General features: G+C 34.7%; 12 protein-coding genes. All 12 read left to right on the top strand.

Going from position 1 to position 24,838, the window contains the following annotated elements:
- Positions 1–5 precede the first annotated feature (5 nt).
- The 12 genes from JOC47_RS09470 to JOC47_RS09415 all read left to right on the top strand — a co-directional run bounded on the left by JOC47_RS09470 (position 6) and on the right by JOC47_RS09415 (position 24,815).
- Positions 6–3,113, top strand: a complete 3,108-nt coding sequence (locus JOC47_RS09470) for a fibronectin type III domain-containing protein (protein ID WP_204701841.1) — start codon at positions 6–8, stop codon at positions 3,111–3,113.
- Positions 3,114–3,438: 325 nt separating this feature from the next.
- Positions 3,439–6,003: an Ig-like domain-containing protein gene (locus JOC47_RS09465; RefSeq protein ID WP_204701840.1), complete on the top strand. Its 2,565-nt coding sequence runs from the start codon at positions 3,439–3,441 to the stop codon at positions 6,001–6,003.
- 20 nt (positions 6,004–6,023) lie between these two features.
- Positions 6,024–6,239 (top strand): hypothetical protein, encoded by a 216-nt coding sequence (locus tag JOC47_RS09460; protein WP_204701839.1) that lies wholly within the window; start codon positions 6,024–6,026, stop codon positions 6,237–6,239.
- A 457-nt stretch (positions 6,240–6,696) separates the two neighbouring features.
- Positions 6,697–10,314 carry a beta strand repeat-containing protein gene (locus JOC47_RS09455; protein ID WP_204701838.1) on the top strand — a complete coding sequence of 1,206 codons (3,618 nt, stop codon included), beginning with the start codon at positions 6,697–6,699 and terminating at the stop codon, positions 10,312–10,314.
- A gap of 301 nt (positions 10,315–10,615) precedes the next feature.
- Entirely contained in the window at positions 10,616–10,879 is a 264-nt protein-coding gene (locus JOC47_RS09450) for an SUMF1/EgtB/PvdO family nonheme iron enzyme (protein WP_204701837.1), read from the top strand.
- Between the two features lie 213 nt (positions 10,880–11,092).
- Entirely contained in the window at positions 11,093–13,219 is a 2,127-nt protein-coding gene (locus JOC47_RS09445) for an Ig domain-containing protein (protein ID WP_204701836.1), read from the top strand.
- Positions 13,220–13,686: 467 nt separating this feature from the next.
- Positions 13,687–14,508 carry a hypothetical protein gene (locus tag JOC47_RS09440; RefSeq protein ID WP_204701835.1) on the top strand — a complete coding sequence of 274 codons (822 nt, stop codon included), beginning with the start codon at positions 13,687–13,689 and terminating at the stop codon, positions 14,506–14,508.
- A 263-nt stretch (positions 14,509–14,771) separates the two neighbouring features.
- A complete protein-coding gene (locus JOC47_RS09435; protein ID WP_204701834.1) occupies positions 14,772–17,591 on the top strand; it encodes an FG-GAP repeat domain-containing protein in 2,820 nt (939 codons plus the stop codon).
- A gap of 112 nt (positions 17,592–17,703) precedes the next feature.
- Positions 17,704–18,048: a four helix bundle protein gene (locus JOC47_RS09430; protein ID WP_204701833.1), complete on the top strand. Its 345-nt coding sequence runs from the start codon at positions 17,704–17,706 to the stop codon at positions 18,046–18,048.
- A gap of 106 nt (positions 18,049–18,154) precedes the next feature.
- Positions 18,155–19,567 (top strand): Ig-like domain-containing protein, encoded by a 1,413-nt coding sequence (locus JOC47_RS09425; protein ID WP_204701832.1) that lies wholly within the window; start codon positions 18,155–18,157, stop codon positions 19,565–19,567.
- A gap of 48 nt (positions 19,568–19,615) precedes the next feature.
- Complete coding sequence (locus JOC47_RS09420; protein ID WP_204701831.1) at positions 19,616–21,898, top strand: BspA family leucine-rich repeat surface protein; 2,283 nt, start codon at positions 19,616–19,618, stop codon at positions 21,896–21,898.
- 526 nt (positions 21,899–22,424) lie between these two features.
- On the top strand, positions 22,425–24,815 hold the full coding sequence (locus JOC47_RS09415) for a histidine kinase (RefSeq protein WP_204701830.1): 2,391 nt from the start codon (positions 22,425–22,427) through the stop codon (positions 24,813–24,815).
- The last annotated feature ends 23 nt before the right edge of the window (positions 24,816–24,838 follow it).

Raw genomic sequence — 24,838 nt, 5'->3', positions numbered from 1 at the left:
TTTCAATGAAGATAAAACGCAATTTATTAATTTTATCCCTGTTTGTAATAATAGTCTTGTCATTTACAGCTTGTAGTGACGATGATAGTAGTAATTTAGATCCCCAACAGGATGGGCGATTGAAAGTTAATTTGAAGCAGCAAAGCAGTATTGCGGCTCAAGCAGTAGATGAAAAAATTGAGGATAAAATTACAATTACAGAAGTAGAGTTAAAGATTTATAAGAAGAGTGATTATGATAGCAATGGTACAGATGCAGAAGTAGTAGAAAGTAAGACAGAACCAGGAGAGAGTTCAAATGATATAGGAACAATTGCTTTTTATTTGCCGCCTAGTCAAAATTATGTGATTGAAGCGGTATTGTCAGGTGATGTTAGTAATAACGAGGGCACAAATAGTGTGACAGGAATTTATCAAGGTGTTCTTGATTCAACAGGTGTTTTAGAAGAACAGGCGAGTAAATCAGTCACAGTAGATGTAACGCCTCGACCAGCGGAAGAATTGGATGTGACGATTAATGGGATTCCTTCGACTGTAGGAGATACAGCGGTAGATTCTATGGATGTAGAATTATCAATTCCGAAGACCGGGGATGTTATTAAAACTATAAGTAGTGAGGATTTAAATACTGACGGAGGAACTGTTACTTTTACAAATGATGATTTAACTTTAACTTCTGCTAGTGCCCAAATAGATGTGCAACTTAACGATAGCAGCGGTAATTCGATAGAAAAAGAAAATGCCGGAGAATTCGGCGGAGAGATTTTATTATTACCGAAACAGAGTCAAAGTTTGACAGTCAATCAGCAACCGTATTTAGAAGTAGCCGACCAGACGGTGGATGAAGATTCTGAACTGCAGTTTACAGTTAATGCCGAAGATCCTGATGGAGATAGTTTAACCGAATTAAGTATTAGTAATAAACCGAGTGGTGCGTCATTTGATCCGAATTCAGATAATAGCAGTGGGACTTTCACTTGGACACCGACTTATGAGCAGTCAGGGAGTTATGATGTAACTTTTGCTGTTGAGTCTAGTAATGGTGGAGTCAATAGTGAGACAATCACAATTACAGTTAACAATGTCAATCGAGTTCCAAGCATAGATTCTATTACTAATGTAAGTAGCGGAAGTGCAACTATTACTGAAGGGAAAGAGTTATCTTTAGCGGTTAATGCTACTGATGAAGATGGTGATTCTATCAGTTATAGTATCAGCGGTTCGGATGCAAATAAGTTTAGTCAGTCAGGAAATACATTTACTTGGACACCACCAATTGATGATTATTCGAGTGATAATACTTTCAATGTAACTTTGGAAGTAAGTGATGGAACTGATACAACAACTAAGGATGTAACAATTACAGTTGATGATGATACAACAGCACCAGAAGTAGGAAGTAGTGGAACAATTACAACAAGTAATGAAACGGTAAGTAGTGTAGATTTAAGTTGGACTAAAGCTACAGATAATATAAGTTCTCAGGCTAATTTAGAATATCTTGTTTACTACTCTACAAGTAATAATATCAATACAGTAGCAGACTGTGAAAATAATGGAACAGCTTTTGGAAGTTATAATGCTGATATTAATACTAAGACAGTAACTAATTTATTAGCAGAGACTACTTATTATTTTAATGTAGTTGTCAAAGATATAGTAGGAAATAAATCTGTTTATACAGCAAATACGAAGACTACAAAACCGTTAGACTCAGAAGCTCCAATACTTGGTGATGGTGGAACAATTAACACTTCTGATGTACAAGCAAATTCTGTAACATTAGATTGGACGAAGGCATCAGATGATTTAAGTTCAGATGAAAATGTAGAATATAAAGTTGTATATTCTACTGCAAATAATATTTCTACAGTAGAGGATATAGAGAGTAATAATGGGACAATAGCTAAGAATTGGACTACAAATATTAACAATATTACTGTAACAGGACTTGATGTAAATGTAGAGTACTATTTTAATGTTGTAGTCAAGGATGAAGCTCAAAATAAAGCAGTTTATAATATGACTTCAGCTCAAACTAAGAAGAGTTGGAATCTTGTTGGGAATGAAGTCACATCAAATGAGTCCTTTGATATTGATATGGCTTTTAACTCTGAAGATATTCCTTATGTAGTTTATTATATCGAAGGTGTTGATAGGTTCGGTAACGATATCCGAGAGGTTAAAGTGAAAAAATTTGAGGATGGTAGTTGGCAGATTGTTGGAAGTAGTGGTTTTGTTCAAGATGTAAGATATCTTTCTATTGAGATTGGAAGTGATGATATTCCTTATGTGGGATATAGCCATTTTGGAAATGCTGACTCTAATATTGTCGGGGTCTATAAATTTGAGAACAACAGTTGGCAGAGATTGGAAGGTTTAAATTTTGGTGGGAACATTAAAGAATTTGGTATGGCTCTAGATTCAAATAATCATCCGTGTATTGCTTATGCTCGTTTTTATTGGGAAAACAGTAGCTATTTACAAGATACAGAGGTATGGAAGCATGATGGAAATAGATGGAGTAAAATAGGTGATAGTTTAATTGATGGTGTTGAAGGTTATGATGGTCAATATGATAATATTTTAGATATAACTTTTGATTCTACTGATACCCCTTATGTATTTTCTTGGGACACTAATGAAGAAAGTTATGTGGTTAAGAAGTTTGATAGTACTTGGCAGCAGGTAGGAGATAATATTAATTCTAGTAGTGATTTTAGTATAAAAATCGATTCCGTTGATACTGCTTATATTTCTTATATTATTTCTGGGGGTTATGATGGTGATAATGAAGCGGTAGTTAAAAAATACTCTGGAGGAAGTTGGCAGGAAGTAAGTAGTCCTTCTTCTAGTGATGTTTCTGGATTGGATTTATCTTTTGATTCAGAGAATATTCTTTATGTTTTTTATCATAATAATACAGAATCTAATGTTGAGGTGAAGAAATTTGTTGATAATTCTTGGCAACTTCTAGGTAAAAGTATAGAAGGGTGGGATGGTGATTTAGCAATAGGGTTTAATTCGAATGATGTTCCTTATATATTTTATGAGAATGATTCATACTCTAGTGGGGAACGTAGTTATCAAAGTATGGTAAGAAAGTTTGAATAGAAGTTAACTATAATCTTTATTTCTGCTCTCTTGTTTTAAGGGGTTGCTAAAAGCAGTAGCAAGTAAGCACAGTAATCAGTGATTAGTAATTAGTAAAAAACTTTGAAAACAAGAAAAACCAGTAAGAAGCTAGTAGTAAAAAAATATAGTCAAAGTCAGAAGATAAAACGGCTAGTGGCTAGTAGTAAAAACCCTACAGACAAAATCAAATGAATAAAAGCTAGCTAAGAGTTGGAAGTTAAGGTTTAGAATTTGATTTTGGTGTTGATTTCAACTACTAGCAACTAGCTATTAACTTCTAGCTTAATTCAAAGGAGGCTTTTCAATGAAGACAAATAAAACTCTAATAACAATTTCATTATTATTGGTACTGACATTAGCGATTACAGCTTGTAGCAGCAATGATAGCAATGAACTAAAACCCGAAGGTGAAGCTGGATTACAGCTCAGCTTTAATAAGCAAAGTGGGATATCTACTCAGGCAGTGGATGAAACAATTGAAGAGAAGACTACAATTACTGAAGTAAAAATTACCGTCTATGAAAAAAGTGATTATGATAGTAATGGTACAAGTGCAGAGGTAGTAGAAAATAAGACTGGAACAGGCAGTAGTTTAAGTGATATTGGAGCGATAGCTCTTTATTTACCGGCTAATCAAGATTATGTGATTGAAGCAGTCTTATCTGGTGAAGTAACAAATGATGGAACAACAAATTCAGTCACAGGAATCTATCACGGTATTTTAGATTCAACAGGAGTTTTGCAGGATAAAAATACTAAAGAGATAACAGTTGATGTCAGTCTTGCAAAAGCTCAGCAGTTAGATGTAGAAATTAGTAATTTGGCTGAACAAGTAGGAACAACTACTGATATAGCTTCTATGGATGTGGAGTTATGGGTGCCGACAGTAGGAACGGTAACTAAGAATATTACTTCTGGTCAAACAGTGAGCTTTAGCAGCCAAGACCAATTAGATAATAGTTCTGATAACTTAGAATTACTACCGACAGTAGCTCAAGTTGATATTCAGTTAAAGGACAGCTCAGGTGATGACATTGTGAAGGCTGGTGAATTTGGCGGTGAAGTCCTATTGCTGCCTAAACAGAGTCAGAGTTTAACAGTTGATCAACAGCCGTATTTAGAATTAGATAAAGCGAGTGTTAGCGTTGATGAATCAGGAGGAGCAGAAGATACATTAACTTTTAGTCTGACAGCGGCTGATCCTGATGGAGATGAAGTAACATTAGGAATTGATGATACTACTAAACCAAGTGGGGCAAGCTTTGATGCTAGTACCGGAGAGTTTAGTTGGTCGCCGGGCACAGATCAGCAGGGAACTTATGAGGTAGTCTTTACAGCTGAGAGTAGTGGTGGTAGTACTCAAGAAATGGTGACTATCACAGTTAATGATAAATTGGATATTGATGTCAATCAAATTACTAGTCCTAATGCACCAGTGATTTCAAGTGCTGATTATAAAAATTCAGCAGTTTCTCTAACAGTAGATAGTGCGACAGGAAATGCTGATTATTTGGTTTATCGTAATACAGTTGATGATTCAGCCGGAGCAGAGCCAGTATCAGATGTATTGGTAGATGTGACAACTTGGAGTGATAGTAGTGTCGAAGAAGGGAACATCTATTATTATTGGGTTAAAAAATATAGTTCTGATGGATTATCGAGTCGATTGAGTAATAGCGTAGAGTTGGATAATAAAGCTCCTAGTCCTGCTACTAACGTTAATGTTTCTTTAGCTCCTGACGCTAGTGCTGATATTAGTTGGGACCAGGGGTCTGATCCCAATTTTGATCATGAAGAAGTTATATATAAATTAGAAAATGATGATAATTGGAAACCAGTTGATCAGTCTGCAACTAGTCCGATACGATATGAAGGGGCTGATGGCGAGAGTGTTCAATTTAGGGTGCTTACTTTTGATGATGCTGGAAATTCCGTTTCAACAGATCCTACTACAGCTAAGACATTAGATGGTACAGCTCCTACTGCAGAAATTAATTCTCCTACCTCAACTGTTTATGTTCAAAGTGGTAGTAGCATTAGTATTGATTATACTGCAACTGATGCCAACTTTGAGACGGCTACTTTAAGCGGATATATACCTGGGGAAACATTGTTTAGGCAAGAAGTTAATGCAGGTGAAGGGAATATTGAATCGATTAATATTCCTGCTGATGCAAATGAACGTGTTTATTATCTTAAATTAATAGTAGAAGATGCAGCAAGGAATAGCGAATCTGTAATTAAAGGTAGTATAATTAAAGTTGACGATACTGCTCCTATATTTAATTATGTAAACTCTGATAGTGAAGTATATAGAAATGGGACTCAAATAAAAGTTACTGCTGATATTGGAGAACCGGGATTAACTGTATCTGCTGACTTTTCTAATATAGATGAACAATTCGAACCGGAAAATGTAACAGTGACTGATAATAGTGATGGAACTTACAGTATTGAATACCCTATTAATTACAGTAATCCTGCCGCTGATGGGACATATACAATTCCAGTAACAGCAGAAGATAGAGCCGGTAATAGCACTACAGATAATAGTCTTAGTGTAGAACTTGATAATACTAGACCTTCAGTTAATTTAGATACCCTTAGTGATATTAATGCTGATAATAGCGATTCTTATACTATAAGCGGTTCTACTGAAGCAGATGCTACTGTAGATGTTACCTTGGATGACACTATGACAACAGTAACTTCTTCAACAGTTGCTGAAAGTGATGGAACATTTAGTTTGACTGTTGATGTTTCATCTTTAACAGGTGCACAAGTTTCGATTGAGGTTACTGCTACTGATGATGCTGGAAATATGGATATTGAAAGTACTAATGTTACTAATAACGATACTTCTAATTAAACAATGCATCAAGTGATTATGTGACTAGTTCAAATGAATCAACTCATATATTAAATTATGATGCTGATGATACTAATGGCATTAGAGGTAATTTTGTTGATGTGCGGATTGCTGTTAATGATGAGAGTACAAATGTAAATGCAGGAATTATAGACATTGATTCAATCGATATAATATTTAATGAAGGGGTATCCTCTGCCAATCAAAATGATGTTAAAATGGAGGGTTATAAGTAACAACCCTCCCAAGGGTTGTTACTTATAGTTTGTCTTGGAATTTAGCAGGAGACATTTTAACAATAACTGAAATTGGTAATGGACTTTCAGGGATTGATACGTTGGATATATCTGCTTTATCTAATGATATTACAGATGTAAGAAAGAATACAACAACTAATGCAATAACAGCCAAGCATATAAGATTAAAAATTAGGAACTAGAGTTTTAAAGACAAAGAACGGTTAGGCCAAGTTGATTTATATTTGATTAAGATTAATTACGATGTTAAAAGAGGTTCTATTTTTAGGTTGTGGTGCTGATATGTATGCCGTTTATTTCCTTGTAGACAAACCACTTAGGAATAATTTATCGAATTTATTTAAATGTAATTAATATCTATCTTTATGTTAAAAAAGTAAGATTTTAAGAATGAATGAGTATAAGAGATCTAATCGAACTTACAAGGGGGGATTCAATGAAAATAAACAAAACGTTAATAGTAATTTCATTATTAGTGGTGTTGACCTTAACATTTACAGCTTGTAGTGACGATGATAGTAGTAATTTAGATCCCCAACAGGATGGGCGATTGAAAGTTAATTTGAATCAACAAAGCAGTATTTCGGCTCAAGCAGTAGATAAAAAAATTGAGGATAAGATTACAATTACTGAAGTAGAGTTAAAGATTTATAAGAAGAGTGATTATGATAGTAATGGTACAGATGCAGAAGTAGTAGAAAGTAAGACAGAACCAGGAGAGAGTTCAAATGAGATAGGAACAATTGCTTTTTATTTGCCGCCTAGTCAAAATTATGTGATTGAAGCGGTATTGTCAGGTGATGTTACTAATAATGGGGAAACTAATAGTGTGACAGGAATTTATCAAGGTGTTCTTGATTCAACAGGTGTTTTAGAAGAACAGGCGAGTAAATCAGTGACAGTGGATGTAACGACTCGACCAGCGGAAGAATTGGATGTGACGATTAATGGGATTCCTTCGACTGTAGGAGATACAGCGGTAGATTCTATGGCTGTAGAATTATCAATTCCGAAGACCGGGGATGTTGTTAAAACTATAAGTAGTGAGGATTTAAGTACTGACGGAGGAACTGTAACCTTTACTAATGATGATTTGACTTTAACTGCAACTAGTGCACAGGTTAATGTGCAACTTAACGATAGTAGCGGTAATACCATAGAAAAAGAAAATGCCGGAGAATTCGGCGGAGAAATTTTATTGTTACCGAAGCAGAGTCAGAGCTTGACCGTTAATCAGCAACCGTATTTGGAAGTAGCCGACCAGACGGTGGATGAAGATTCTGAACTGCAGTTTACAGTTAATGCCGAAGATCCTGATGGAGATAGCCTGACTTCATTAAGTGTTAGTAATAAACCGAGTGGTGCGTCATTTGATCCGAGTTCAGATAATAGCAGTGGGACTTTCACTTGGACACCGACTTATGAGCAGTCAGGGAGTTATGATGTAACTTTTGCTGTTGAGTCTAGTAATGGTGGAGTCAATAGTGAAACGACTACGATAACAGTAAATGATGTCAATCGAGCTCCAAGCATAGATTCTATTACTAATGTAAGTGATGGAAGTGCAACTATTACTGAAGGAAAAGAGTTATCTTTAGCGGTTAATGCTACTGATGAAGATGGTGATGATTTGACTTATGTTATTAGTGGTACGGATGCAGATGAGTTTAGTCAGTCAGGAAACACCTTTACTTGGACACCACCGATTGATGATTATTCGAGTGATAATACTTTCGATGTAACTTTGGAAGTAAGTGATGGAACTGATACAACAACTAAGGATGTAACAATTACAGTTGATGATGATACAACTGCTCCAAGTGCTAGTGTTTTAACTATTACTTCTGATAATGATAATAGTAATTTAGCAAAAGCAGGAGATACAATTACTTTAAGTTTGACAGCAAGTGAAGAAATAACTACACCAAGTGCTACAGTAGCAGGAAATACAGCAACAATAAATAATGCAGGAGATAGTGATGCTACTACATGGGAAATGAATTATACAGTGCAGTCAGGAGATGCAGAGGGAACAGTTAGTTTTAGTGTGACTGCCGAGGATGCAGCAGGAAATAGTAGTACATTTAGTTCTACTACTGATGTAAGTGCGGTTGAAATAGATACAACTGCTCCAAATTGGACAACAGAACCTAATATAACAACAGCAGCAGATACAAGTAGCGTAGGAATTAGTGCTGCAGTAGATGAAGGTGGAACAGCTTATTATAAGGTCATGTCCGATGGTGCAGAGGCTCCGACAGCAAGTGCTGTGCAAGATGCTGGGAATAGTGTAGAGATGGAAGCTAATACAGAAAAGGAGATTACAATTGATAATATTAATGAAGGCACAGAGAATAATATATTCTTTGTTGCTCAGGATAGTGGGGGAAATTTACAAAGTGATGATCAGGTTAGAAAGATTAATTTCATTAATTTAAATACCGGAGAAAATTTAGCAGTAGCACTTAACGGAACTGTAACTACTATTAACGTAACAAGTGATCTAACTCTCGACAGTGGTGAGGTTCACACGGTAGATAGGGATCTGACTATAGACCTAGCTGGTAGTACTCTTACGCTAAATGATGATATTGAAGTTACAGATGGGAACACCCTTACTCTAACTAGTGAGGAAGATGGTGCCGAATTAGCAGGAACTGGAGAAATAACAGGTGGCGTTGAAAAAGATAATGTTATAACTGCCCACTTTGAGGTGACCTCTTTGAATCATGATGGTCCAGTATCTGAGGGGCAAGATTTAAATGTAGATGTAGAAGTAGAAAACACAGGTAGTGCAGAGGCAACTCAAGATGTAGTGCTTAGTGTAGATAATAATCAAAATGGGACTTTTGATATTGAAGCAGATACTCAGTCACTAACTTTATCAGGAGGTGAGGCAAAAACAGTGAATTTAACTTACTCAACTCAGGATGGTGATGCTACTGAGGTTGATGTAAAAGGATCTACTGATGATAATAGTATGACAGCAACTGCTGCAATAGAAACAAGTGATTTTGCTGGCGGAGATGGTTCGAGTAGTAGCCCATATAAAATAGAAAATTGGAATCATCTTGATAAAGTGCGTGACAATCTATCTGCTAATTTTATTTTAGTGAATGATTTAGATCAATCTACTGTTGGATATAATGATCATGTTAAAACTGATAGTGGAAATCTAGTAAATAGTGGTAAAGGATGGGATCCTATTGGAGTAGATTTTGAAACCACATTTGCTGGTGAATTTAATGGTAATGGAAAGACTATTGAAGGTTTGACAATAAATAGGCCAACAGAAGACAATGTGGGTCTTTTCGCTTCTAATGGTAGTACTTCTGGTGAAGCATATATTCATAATTTAACATTAATAGGAGTTGATATAATAGGTGGTAATAGCACAGGGGCTCTAAGTGGAATTAATTATAACCAAATTACAAATTGTCATATCTCAGGAGATGCTAGTAGTGTAAGTGGTCAAGGTAGTTATGCAGGTGGTTTAGTTGGAGATGATAGTGGTGTTATAACCCGTTCCTCTGCTTCGGGATCAGTAACAGGAGAATATTTCGTAGGAGGATTAGTTGGAGCTAGTCAAGGTGAAATTATCAAATCGTATTCTTCAGCCTTTGTAACACAAGCAGGGGATTCAAGTGACATTTCTAATGGTTGTGGTGGATTGGTAGGTAAGAGTAGTGAGAAAATATCAAATAGCTATTCCACAGGTGATGTAAATGCTAGTAATGCAGTTAATATAGGAGGATTAGTGGGTAGAAATGCTGGTATTGTAGAAAAAGTTTATGCTACTGGAGATGTAGCATCAGGGACTAATTCAGGTAAATTAGTTGGTAAAAATGAGTTAAGTGGTGAAATAACAGATGGGTACTGGAAAGGAGAAGGCGAAACAGGTATAGGTTGGAACCAAAACACTGCTACTAATATAACAGGATTAACTACGTCAGAGATGCAAGGTGATAGTGCAGAAAGTAATATGTCGGCTCTTGATTTTACTAATATTTGGAGTACACTAACAAGTGAATATCCTAAATTACAATGGCAATAAATAGTGCTAGAAATCAGATCCAGGGATGAATAGTGTTGGAATTAGTGCTGAAGTAGATTAAGGTGGAACAGTTTATTATATAGAAAAGAATGATAGTGCAGAAAATCCGGCAGCAAGTGATGTTCAAGATGTCGGGAATAGTGTAGAGGTAGAAGCAGATAGCGAAGAAGAGATAACAGTTGATGGTCTTGAATCGGGTACAGATTATGATGTTTATTTCGCAGCAGAAGATAATGTTGGTAATTTACAGAGTGATAGTAGAGTAAAGAAAGTAGATGTTAAGACTATAGCAGTATCAGAAATGGTAACAGTATCAGCCAGAATAGCAGCAGATGGAAGTACTGAAATAACCAATGATATAAAAATGAGTAAATATGAAGTAAAACAAGAAGAGTTTGAATCAGTAATGGGTTTTAATCCATCTTACTTTAATGGAAATAATTTACCTGTAGAGCGAGTTACTTGGTATGATGCAGTAATGTACTGTAACAAACTAAGTGAAGCAGATGGAGCAAGTAATATAACAGATGCAACAATGACAGAAAATAGTAATGCTAGTGGCTAGTAGTAAAAGCCCTACAGACAAAGTCAAGGACAGCTAGTGGCTAGGAGCTAGAAGCTAGGAGTAAAACAATACAGACAAAATCAAAAGAATAAAAGCTAGCTAAGAGTTAGCAGTTAAGGTTTAGAATTTGATTTTGGTGTTGATTTCAACTATTAGCCACTAGCTGTTAATTCCTAGCTTAATCTAATAGCTTAATTCAAAGGAGGCTTTTCAATGAAGACAAATAAAACTCTAATAACAATTTCATTATTATTGGTACTGATATTAGCATTTACAGCTTGTAGCAGCAATGACAGCAATGATTTAAAACCAGAAGGTGAAGCTGGATTACAACTCAGCTTTAATCAACAAAGTGGGATATCTACTCAGGCAGTGGATGAAACAATTGAAGAGAAGACTACAATTACTGAAGTAAAAATCACCGTCTATGAAAAAAGTGATTATGATAGTAATGGTACAAGTGCAGAGGTAGTAGAAAGTCAGACTGGAAATGGCAGTAGTTTAAGTGATATTGGAGCTATAGCTCTTTATTTACCGGCTAATCAAGATTATGTGATTGAAGCAGCCTTATCTGGTGAAGTAACAAATGGTGAAACAACAAATCCAGTCATAGGAATCTATCACGGTATTTTAGATTCAACAGGAGTTTTGCAGGATAAAAATACTAAAGAGATAACAGTTGATGTCAGTCCTGCAAAAGCTCAGCAGTTAGATGTAGAGATTAGTAATTTGGCTGAACAAGTGGGAACAACTACTGATATAGCTTCTATGGATGTGGAGTTATGGGTGCCGACAGTAGGAACGGTAACTAAGAATATTACTTCTGGTCAAACAGTAAGCTTTAGCAGCCAAGACCAATTAGATAATAGTTCTGATAACTTAGAATTACGACCAACAGTAGCTCAAGTCGATATTCAGTTAAAGGACAGTCAAGGTAATGATATTGTGAAGGCGGGAGAATTTGGCGGCGAAGTTCTATTTCTGCCCAAACAGAGTCAGAGTTTAACAGTTGATCAACAGCCGTATTTAGAATTAGATAAAGCGAGTGTTAGCGTTGATGAATCAGGAGGAGCAGAAGATACATTAACTTTTAGTCTGACAGCGGCTGATCCTGATGGAGATGAAGTAACATTAGGCATTGATGATACTACTAAACCGAGTGGGGCAAGTTTTGATGCAAGTGCCGGAGAATTTACTTGGTCACCTGGTACAGATCAGCAAGGGACTTATGAGGTAGTCTTTACAGCTGAGAGTAGCGGCGGTAGTACTCAAGAAATGGTGACTATTACGGTTAATGATAAATTGGATATTGATGTCAATCAAATTACTAGTCCGAATGCACCAACGCTGAAAAATGCTAGTTATGATGGTTCAGCAGTTTCTCTAACAGTAGATAGTGCGACAGGAAATGCTGATTATCTGGTTTATCGCAATACAAGTAATGACCCTAGCGGAGCAGAGCCAGTATCAGATGGATTGGTAGATGTGACCACTTGGAGTGATAGTAGTGTTGAAGGAGGGAACACTTATTATTATTGGGTTAAAAGATATAGTGCTGATGGATTATCCAGTGAATTGAGTAATAGCTTAGGGGAGACTGTTCCAGCTGGCTCAGTAAGTGAGATGAGTATAGATACTTCGAGTGTTGAAGAAGAGCTAGGGCAGTACAATTTAAAGATATCTGCCGCATTTAATGATGGAGATTCAATAGATATAGTAGATTCAACTGCTGGTATAGATGAAACAATAGAGTTTGTTTTTTTCGATAGTATAGGAGTCTGGGGGATTGATGTAAAGTTTCACAGTTCTAGTGGCGATCAAGGAGAGGAAATAAAGAGGATCATAGAAAATCAATTAACTGACCATGATGCTCGTTTTGCTTCTTCTTCTAATGATGATATTATTATCGATGAAAAAAGTCCTGCTTCTGGCACGGATATTGAAATGACTACTGATACTATATCGGGAGGTATAAATTTTTATAAAAGTATTCCAAGTGTTAAAGCCCAATTAGGAGAATACTCTTTTTCAGTAGAGACTCCTTTTGTGCCCGGGGAAAAGCTAGTATTAGAATTTGTAGGGGATTATGGCTATAATAATGAAACAATAGTGTTTGATGATTCTGGTGCTGATGACTTTGCAATTTATGCAGTTACCAATGATGATGTAAGTTCTCAAGTAGCTGAAATAGTAAATATTTTAAATAATTATTCAGCTATTGGCTTAAATCATTATGAAGCAATTGATAATGATCCGGTAATAATAATTAATGAAGATACAGATGCAGATGGTAAGAACGTAGATATAAACTTCACAGTACAACCTATTACATCTGATTAAAATATCCTACTAAACCAAACCAGTATAAACTAAATACCCAACAGGAGAACCCTTAGTATTAGGGTTCTTCTTTAATTATGATAAAACATTTATCATCTATTCCCTTTCTTTTGACTAAAGGGAACAGATAGGAGGGGGATCTTAAATGGGGAAGTGTAAAGAAAATTGAGTAATGAATAAAAATTAGCATAATATTTAGAAAAAATAAGTGGAGGAGATTGGTCTGTTAAGAACAATATTTTTAGTCATGATGTATGAAGATAATATGCAAAAAATTATTAATTCAGGCCTAACAGGTGATTTAAATTTAGATAATTTCACTGTTTCAATCAAGATTGAATTGAGTTATAATAGTAGTAGAGGAGACAAAATTTCACGGAGTATCGGCTTAAAACTAGATAAATCTCAGAATAAGCAAGAGGGAGTAAATTCCTGTTGGCTTTTTTAATAATGGAGTTGAAATTAAATTGGAACAATTACATTTTATTTTTGATTTAGATGGGACAGTTTTTCAAGTGTTGGATGGAATAAATAAGGAACAGGATTTAAAAAGATTTAATAAAATATTTGGTAATAGATTTATAGAAAGATATTCGGTATTTGCTTGTGATTATAGACATTTGGTGTTTCCAGGGTTTTATTCTTTATTTAGGTGGATATTAAATAGGGGAGATAAACTCTATTTTTTTAGTAATGGCATAAAAGAAAGGAATCAAGAAGCTGTAAAAAAATTGATGAAGAAAACATTTGGAAAAAATTATAAAGCTAAGTTAGAAGAGGTTGAAATATATTCTAGAGAAGACCATCTTGATACTTATAAAAGTCAGGTGAAAAATGAAAATGTTCAAGGTCCTTTTCACGGGAATAGAAAAAAGTTACTTTCAGATAATATAGTAGATAAAGAGAAGATACCTTATACAGTTTTAATTGATAATGACCGAAGTTATTTACATCAGGGAGAAGAAAAGAATTTTTTAAATGTTTTGCATAGTGCTGTGGGTTATTATCAACAGAGGTTTAAAAAAGATTTATTTTATCATTTTCACAAAAGTTATTATATCTGCGGCTTGATAAATTCTGCAATAAAATTGATGAAAAGAGAAAATTTGACTTTAGCAGATAGTTTATGGCAATTGCAAGTTAAAGATACAGGGGAAGAGTTTAATCGAAATTTTTATTATCCACTCCGCAGGAATCCGAAATATTATTTGAAAGGGTATAAAATTTTAAAAAGGCTTAATCCAAATTTAGAGTTTTACTGTGATATTCCCGAAACTGATAAAAAATAATTTTTTAGAACATCAGAGTGGTTAATAAAAACAAATAAAGAATGGAATATCAAACTGAGCCAGTGGGAACTAATCCTGCTGGCTCATTACTATTTTTTGAAGATGCTAAAGCAACTGACAATGAATTCTCTCAGAAATAGACAAATTTAAAACTATTTATAAAAATTTTGTATTTTAGACTCAAAAAAGGTTGTTTTTTAGATTATTTTTAGATTAATTTGTTATAATTAAATAGTTAAATCAAATTGAAGGAGGCTCAAATTATGAAATCAGAACGAATTCTAACCATAATAGCCTTATTATTAATTACTATGATTGCAATAACTGCTTGTAGCAGTAATGATAGTGATCAAGATCTAAAGACTGGGACTGGAGAAGCGGGTTTGACAGTAGAAATCAATCCAACTCAACTACAGAGTAATTTTTTACAGTCTGTAGATGGTGATTTAATGTCTCAGATTAGTATTAATCAACTTGAACTGCAGGTTTATCAGGAGAACGACTATCAAAATAATTCTTCTGAAGCAGAGGTAGTGGACTCTTTTAAGACAGAAATTGAGGGATTAAATAGTATAGACAAAGCAAATACTTATGCTTTACATGTCCCCAATGGGCAGAGTTATATAGTAGAAGCAGTTTTATCAGGCGAAGTTAAAAATGAGGGTAGAGTTAATGATGTGACAGGAATTTATAGAGGTGTTTCTACGCCAACAGGAGTTTTAGAAGATGCAACGACTAGTCCTGTTGAAGTTGATGTTAGTTTGAAAGAGGCTAAAGAACTGGATGTAGTAATTGAAAAGATCCCTAAGCAAGTGGGCGATAAAGATGTAGCCCAGATGAATGTGGAGTTGAGTAATCCGATATTAGGTAGAGCAGAAAAGACGATAACTCAAGCTGAGACTGTGATTTTTAATAATGGAGATTTAGAGTTGAGACCAGCGGTAGTGCAGGTAGATATTCAACTGCAGGATAGTAACGGTCAAGATATTCCAGCCGGTGGAGAATTCGGCGGTGAAATTCAATTATTACCGGGCCAAAAACAGCAGCTAAGTGTTGACCAACAGCCGTATTTAGAAGTTGATAGTAGTAGTGTAGAAGTCGATGAAACTGGCACTTTAACTTTTACGGTAGTAGGAGCTGATCCAGAAGGTGCGGAAGTAAGTTTAGAAGTTGTGAGCGAGACTAAGCCTAGTGGGGCTAACTTTAATACTGAAACAGGAGAATTTAGTTGGCAGCCAGATGAGAGTGACCAAGGGGCTTATCAAGTTAAGTTTAGAGCCCAAGCAGGTAGTCAAAGTAACTATGAAGTAGTTACGATTCAGGTTAATGATAAATTAGAGATTAGTGTTAATCGGAGTAGTAGCCCCCAAACACCGACAATTTCTACAACTAGTTATGATGGAACAGGAGTTAAGATAGAGCTAGCTCAGCCAACAGGTCAAGCTGATTATATAGTTTATCGAAACACTACTGATGATTATTCAGCAGCTGAGCCGGTGAGTGAAGGTGTGGTAGATATCACTAATTGGAGCGATATTAGTGTTCAACAGAGAACTTATTATTATTGGGTACGGCGGATTAGTGATTTGGGATTAGCCAGTCAATTAAGTAACTCAATTCAAGTGGATATTATGCCACCGCAAGTCGATTCTACTATACTTGCAGTGGATAATATAGAACAGAATAGTATAGATTTGAGTTGGAATTCAGCCACAGATGATACAACAAGCTCCGAGAAATTAAAGTATAAATTAGTTCAGTCAACTGCTGATAATATTGGGACAGTTAGTGAAGCGGAGAGTAATGGAACAACAGTTATTGATTGGACGGCAAATATAACATCTGCTACAGTTAGTAATTTAGATAAAAACAACATTTATTATAGCAATTTATTAGTTAAAGACCAGGTAGGCAATAAAGCTATTTATGCTAGCCGTACGACGACTGTTGCTTTATATTCTGAAAAGACTGATACTTCTTTGACAGCTTTGGCTATAGGAGCTACAGAATTAGGAGATATAGATGGAGATGATGATTTAGATTTAATAGTAACTGGCTCGAATAATAATAATGATCCAATAACAAAGTTATATAGGAATGATGGTAATGGTAATTTTAGTGAAATAACAGAAACTTCTTTATCAAATTTGGGATATGGAACTGTAGAATTAAGTGATATAGATAGGGATGAAGAATTAGAATTAATATCAACTGGTGTAGAAAGTAGTGGTAATTCTGTCACAGAAATATATGATAATAATGGTTCAGGTGATTTTAGTAAAAAGCTTTCTTTAACAGGAGTATCATATAGTGCAGTTGAGTTAGGAGATATAGATAAAGATAATGATTTGGATTTAATATTAACTGGTCATAATAGTGATTCAAATCCGATAACAAAAGTATATAAAAATGATGGGACTGGTGGCTTTAATGAAGTAACAGGAACTTCTTTAGTAAATGTGCAATATGGAGATATAGAATTAGGGGATATAGACCAAGATGATGATTTAGAGTTGATAGTAACGGGATTTGATAATAGCGATAATGCTATAGCAGAGGTGTATGACAATGATGGTTCAGGTAATTTTACTCGGCAAGCTTCTTTAACTGGGGTATTGGGTAGTGCTGTTGAGTTAGGGGATATAGATAAAGATAGTGATCTAGATTTAGTAATAACTGGATTAACAGGAATTGATGGTACAGCAACAGCAAAAATATATACTAATAATGGTAACGGTGTTTTTACTGAACAAACAAATACTTCCTTAACTGGAGTAGGTGCAATTACAGGAGACATCGCATCTAGTTCAGTCAAATTAAGAGATTTAGACCAAGATGAGGATTTGGATTTATTGATTACAGGGAAGGATAATAATGATAATTTAACGACTAATATTTATATTAATGATGGAACGGGTACATTCAGCAAGTCACCAGCCGAGCCTTTAGTAGGAATAACTGCCGGGGATACTGCTATAGGAGATATAGATGGAGATGGTGACTTAGATGCAGTGATTTCAGGAGCTGAAGATCTTAATAATTTCAATTTAGGAACTAGGGTCTATTTGAATAATACGAAATAAGGGTGGTAAAAATAGCTAGAAGGATAGAACAGTTAGTAGCTAGTAGTAAAAGAATTAAATGGTTTATCTTGGGGATGATAGAAAATAAACATTGTTTCCAAGGAGGAGTTTGATGAAAAATCATAAAGAGTTAGTAGTTTGGCAGAAGGCAGTTGATTTGGTGAAGATTATTTATGAGTTAACTGGTGATTTTCCTAAAAGTGAGGAGTATGGTCTTAGCAATCAATTGAGAAGGGCGGCTGTATCAGTCCCCTCTAATATAGCAGAAGGTGCGGGGAGAAGGTCGAAAAAAGATTTTGTTTGGTTTTTGGATATTGCAATGGGTTCTTTGTCAGAACTTGAGACTCAATTGATTATAGCAAAGAAATTGGATTATATTGATGATATTAAGTCAGATAAGTTGGTGGAAATAAAGAAGATGTTGCTGGGATTGATAAAGGCAGTGAAAAGCAGCTAGGGGAAAAGCAGTTAGTAGTTAGGAGCTAGAAGCTAGTAGTGAAAACCTACAGTCAAAGTCAAGAGAGGCTAGTAGCTCCTAGCTGATTTTAAAAGGAGGTTTTTCAATGAAGATAAAACGCAATTTATTAATTTTATCCCTGTTTGTAATAATGGTTTTGTCATTTACAGCTTGTAGTGACGATGATAGTAGTAATTTAGATCCCCAACAGGATGGTAGATTAAAAGTTAATTTGAATCAACAAAGCAGTATTTCGGCTCAAGCAGTAGATGAAAAAATTGAGGATAAGATTACAATTACTGAAGTAGAGTTAAAAATTTATAAGAAGAGTGATTATGATAGCAATGGTACAAGTGCTAAAGTAGTGGAAAGTAAAACAGAAACGGGTAATAGTTTGAATGAGATAGGAACAATCGCCTTTTATTTGCCGCCTAGTCAAGATTATGTGATTGAAGCGGTATTGTCAGGTGATATTAGTAATAACGAGACCACAAATAGTGTGACAGGAATTTATCACGGAGTTCTTGATTCAACAGGTGTTTTAGAAGAACAGGCGAGTAAATCAGTGACAGTAGATGTAACGCCTCGACCAGCGGAACAATTGGATGTGACGATTAATGGAATTCCTTCGACTGTAGGAGATACAGCGGTAGATTCTATGGCTGTAGAATTATCAATTCCGAAGACCGGGGATGTTGTTAAAACTATAAGTAGTGAGGATTTAAGTACTGACGGAGGAACTGTAACTTTTACAAATGATGATTTAACTTTAACTTCTGCTAGTGCCCAAATAGATGTGCAACTTAACGATAGTGACGGTAATTCGATAGCAGATGCCGGAGAATTCGGCGGAGAGATTTTATTATTACCGAAACAGAGTCAAAGTTTGACAGTCAATCAGCAACCGTATTTGGAAGTAGCTGACCAGACGGTGGATGAAGATTCTGAACTGCAGTTTACAGTTAATGCCGAAGATCCTGATGGAGATAGTCTGACTTCATTAAGTGTTAGTAATAAACCGAGTGGTGCGTCATTTGATCCGAATTCAGATAATAGCAGTGGGACTTTCACTTGGACACCGACTTATGAGCAGTCAGGGAGTTATGATGTCACTTTTGCTGTTGAGTCTAGTAATGGTGGAGTCAATAGTGAAACGATTACAATTACAGTTAACAATGTCAATCGAGCTCCAAGCATAGATTCTATTACTAATGTAAGTAGCGGAAGTGCAACTATTACTGAAGGGAAAGAGTTATCTTTAGCGGTTAATGCTACTGATGAAGATGGTGATTCTATCAGTTATAGTATCAGCGGTTCGGATGCAAATAAGTTTAGTCAGTCAGGAAATACATTTACTTGGACACCACCAATTGATGATTATTCGAGTGATAATACTTTCAATGTAACTTTGGAAGTAAGTGATGGAACTGATACAACAACTAAGGATGTAACAATTACAGTTGATGATGATACAACAGCACCAAGTATTATTTCAGCTACATTGGTGGATGGGCAATAAAAATAGCTAGTAGCTAATACCAAATTTAAAGATAGAAAGGGGATTATAATGAACAGCAATCAGTTGCTGAATTTCAATATTAATTGGAAAGTTTTGATGATTTTAGTATGTTTTATTTTTATTTTTTCAGGACATAGTTTTGCAGGAGATGATATGGTTTTAGAGTATGATACAACTCTTTCTAGTGGATCATATATTACCCTACCTAAGTTTGGTGATCCCTTGGATGTTACGATAGATTGGGGTGATGGACAGACTGATAGTTATACGACCGGTGATACGACTGTTACTTATATAACTCATGAGTATGATGCCGAAGGGACTTATCAGGTTACTATATCAGGAAATCTTGATGCTTTTGGCCCTCCTGGAGGAGATAGTAAGTTGACCAGAGTGATTGATTTTGGTAGCTTGGGGCTTACTTCATTATCTAGAGCTTTTGAGGGAGCGAATAATTTAACAGAAGTACCGGCAACTGTACCGTCAACTGTGACAGATATGGAAGGTATGTTTCGTGAAGCCAGTTCATTTAATGGAGATATAAGTGGTTGGGATGTAAGTAATGTGACAGATATGGAAGGTATGTTTCGTGGAGCTAGTTCATTTAATAGAGATCTGAGTGGTTGGGATGTAAGTAGTGTGAAAGATATGGCAAATATGTTTTATGGAGCTAGTTCATTTAATGGAGATATAAGTGGTTGGGATGTAAGTAATGTGACAAGTATGCAAGCTATGTTTCGTGGAGCCGGTTTATTTAATGGAAATATAAGTAGTTGGGATGTAAGTAGCGTGACAAATATGAAAAATATGTTTTATGGAGATGGAGCTAGTGCATTTAATGGAGACCTAAGCAGCTGGGATGTAAGTAGTGTGAAAGATATGGAAGGTATGTTTGCATTTGCTAGTTCGTTCAATCAACCTATTGGAGCTTGGAATGTAAGTAATGTGACAACTATGAATATGATATTTAAAGATATTGAACTTTCTACCTCAAATTATGACGATATTTTAAAGAAGTGGTCAACTCAAAATTTAGAAAATGGAGTCTCCTTCCACGGCGGCAGCAGTCAATATTCCGCTGATGCAGCCGACGAAAGACAAACTTTAATAGATGATGATGGTTGGAGTATTACTGATGGGGGCCAACTACCAAATACTGCTCCGACTTTAGGCGGAACTTTTATTAGTGCTACAATAGATGATACATCCACTGTTACCCCCTTTAGTCAAGTTGAAGTTAGTGATAGCGATGGGGATAATGTCAGCGTCAATATCACCTATACTGGAGCTAATGGGATTTTATCTAGTCCTGATGGCGGATTAACAAAGAATGGAACTGGTGATTATACTTTAGATGCTGATACTCTGAGCAATATAACTGATAAATTACAGCAGTTGGAGTTTGACCCGACAGAAAATCAAGTGGCAGTGGAAAATACAGTTGAGACGACCTTTACTTTAGCCCCTAATGATGGGACTACAGACGGTAGTTCAAATAGTGATACCATAGTAACTGCTACTTCAGTTAATGACGCTCCAATTATAGATGGGTCAGGCTCTGATCTTCCTAAAATAACCCGCTATGCTACAGATAATGAGGGTCAGAGTATAGATAATTTAATATCTGATTCCGTTGATGATCCTGATTATAATGTTAGCCATGAGGGAATAGCAATCACAGATTTAGACTCGGGTACCGGAACTTGGCAGTATTCTACTGATGGGGGAAGTAGTTGGAGTGATATAGGAACAGTAACTGAAACTTCTGCTTTATTACTGACTATATCAGATAAGTTAAGATTTATTCCGGCTAATAGTGATAATGATCAAGGTGGGTCAATTACTTATCGAGCCTGGGATAAAACTAGTGGAACTAAAGGAAACAAAGTCGATACTACTACTAATGGTGGAACTACTGCCTTTAGTTCCACTACTGATAAAGTTGGTATAACAGTGGAAGCTTATTCTGATGCTTATGTAGATATTAATTTAGATGATTCAATTTATGGTGCTGCTGATGCTAATTTACCGGTGGAAGCTACTGATTGGTCACTGCTTTTTAATCAAAATAATGGAGGAACAAAGGAAGTTAATATTTCTTCTGTTAAGCAAGCGGATAGTTCAGATGAAGGGTCTGCTTCTGAGCTGATTGGCGGTGAAACTACGATTCGAGTCTTTTTGGAGATCATTGGAACTCCAACTGGGGTAGAAACGATTGAAATTAAGCCGAAAAGTAATGCTGTTTTTGATAAGGCTGGTAATGCAATGCTGACAGATCAATCTACGGGAGTGAAGACGCTAGAAAGAAAGGTAGTAGGAACACCTCAGTAAAAGCAGATAGGAGTGAAAACCTAAAATCAAGGACAGCTAGGATAAAACAGCTAGAAGATAGTAGCTAGAGGCTAGTAGTGAAAAGATACAGTCAAAACATTAAGAGCAGCTACTAGCTGTTAACTCCTAGCTGGATTACAGCTCAGCTTTAATCAGCAAAGTAGGAACGGTAACTAAGAATATTACTTTTGGTCAAACAGTGAGCTTTCAATAAAAATCTAAATAAATGTCAGACTGAGCTAGTGGGCTCTAATCCTGCTGGTTTTTTTATTTTTCTGAAATTAATTTTAATTATAAAGATTTCGTAAAATGGTTTCTATCTTGTATATTAATTGTTATAATTATATTGAGTTTATCTTATTTGGCAATTTTTATAGCTGATTAACTATATTGAGAGAAGGTTGTAGTTTATAATTATTTAAATTCATTTAAGCATAAAGCAGGTGAAATTAATTTGTTTATAGAAAACAATTCATCCAAGAAGGGTTTAGTAATTTTATTAATCATGGGGCTCTTGATTAGCATTGTGTTTGGGCTGTTTGTTTTAAATCATAGACTGAATGAACAACAATCTTCAAGTAAAGAATTGGGAACTAAAGAAATAACAGAACAGACACAAGAAAGTGGAGTAGTTGTTAATATGATATTATTAGGTAGTTTATTAATTCTGACAGTTTATTATTTGATTTTATTTATTCTTAAACCTGAGGCTAAGTTTTTACTGTATCTTGGGGTGTTAGGAATAATTAGTAGCATTAGAATGACAGCTTTGGGAGAAGGTTATTTAGTTAATTATTTTAATTTTTCTTATAATGTAATTAGTAATATTTTGTTAAGTTATTATTTAGTGATCCCAATTTTAGGATTGTTGATTTTTAGTTTATACTCTCAAGAATTTTCTGAGAAAATATTAGTGGCTAGCCAGATTGCAGGGGTTAGTATTTATGTTTTTATTTTGATTGCCCCTTTCAAATTTGCAGCATTTAAATTACTTTTTGAATTAATTCTATTATTCTTTATTTGTTATTATTTATATACTGCTATTTTAGCTGTGGTTAGGCAAAGAAAAGAATCACTATTGTTTTTGATTGGTTATAGTTGTTTCTTTCTAGCTATAATTAATGAATTTTGGAATGGTCTACAAATAGTTGAAAGTGGTTATTCTCTACAGTTAGGCTTGTTTGTGTTTTTATTGTTACAATCTTTGCTTGTAATTCGTAAATTTATGAGAAAATTTTATAACTTAGAAGATAGGATACAGAAATTAGAGAAGAAAAATAATGCTTTAAAACAGAAAGATCAATCTAAAGATGAATTTGTAAATAATACAGCTCAAAAGTTACAATTACCGCTAAATGATATTATTTCTGCAGTAGAGTCTATTATTCATAGTAATGCTGCTTCATTATCGGCTACTGTTCGCAATGATTTAGGTTTAATAATTAATCGGGGACACGGTTTAGGCTATATGCTGAATAATTTGATTGATTATTTTAAACTCAAACAAGAAACAATTAAATTAGAAGAAGAAAAAGTAGATGCCCATGAAATTATAAAATATGTAATAAAATTCTATAAACCCTTTATAAACAAGAGAGAGATCAGTTTTAATAATAATATCGCAGCTGATACATATATAATTAAAGCTGATAAAAGTCGTTTAATACAAATTCTTTATAATTTATTAGATGATGTAGCTGATAAATTAAAAAAGGGTGTATTGTCATTTGGGATAGAGGAAAAAAATAATAGAATTCAGATTAAATTAAAAGTAAATGCAGAAAATATTTTATTTAAGTATCAAGATAATATTTCTTGTTTTAATTGTGAAGAACAGATAATTGAAGAAAAGTTGGATATTAAACAAAGTGTGACGCAGAAATTAATTGAATTACAAGCAGGAAAATTAAAGATAAGAAAAGAGGCTAATAAAACCTTAGTGTTAACAATAAGTTTACCAGGGTTTAAAAAGGATGTTACAGACAAAGCAGTAGCAAAAGGAACTGAAAAAAATATTGCTAATTATAAATCGGAAGAGGATACTGCAAGTGATAGAAGCAAACAAGGAAAAACAGTTATGATAATTACTAATCAATCTTCTGATTTAGAATTTTGGCAGGAAACTTTAAATTTGAAAGAATATCAGTTGCAAATTTTTACTGATAGAAAACAAGCAATCAAAGAGATAAATAATAATACTTTATTAATTATATTGGACTTATTTGCACTTAATAAATCTGATTTGGAATTATGTGAAGAGATAAGAGATAGATTTACTGTATTTGAGTTGCCGATTCTGACTATGGCTGCAAGGAGTAAGCCGGAAAATTTAATCAAAGGTTTTGAATTGGGAATTAATGAATTTATCAGAAAACCTTTTGTGCTGAGTGAATTAGAAGCAAGAATAAAGACCTTAATTACTCTGAAAGAAAGAGTAGAGGAAAGCTTTAAACGTGAGCAGGATTTTTTACGAGCTCAAATAAATCCTCATTTTTTATATAATACTTTAGATACGATTGCTTACTTATGTAAGAAGGACCCAGAGCAAGCTAGTGATTTAATTATAGAATTAGCTCAGTATCTGCGTTATAGTTTCGATTTCGAAAATTTGAGTCAAACTATTAGTCTTGATAAGGAATTAGATTTACTCAAATTTTATGTAACTATCCAGCAAGCTCGGTTTCCTGATAAAGTCAAAGTGGAATATGAGATTGAGGAAGATTTAGAATTCTCTTTACCCCCTTTGGCCCTTCAAACTATAGTAGAAAATGCAATTAAACATGGAATTTTAAAACAGAAAGAGGGCGGCATTGTAAAAATTGAAATTAAAGAGTTAGCTCATAATTTTTTAATTAAAGTTGCAGATAATGGGGTAGGGATGACAGCAGAAAAAATAAAGACCAGAAAAGTAGTATAGGATTCAAGAATGTTAATAAAAGA

Origin of the sequence: Halanaerobacter jeridensis (assembly GCF_016908315.1) — a bacterium.
In the GTDB taxonomy this organism is placed as follows: Bacteria; Bacillota; Halanaerobiia; order Halobacteroidales; family Halobacteroidaceae; genus Halanaerobacter; species Halanaerobacter jeridensis.
This window is presented reverse-complemented; position numbering and strand designations above follow the sequence as displayed.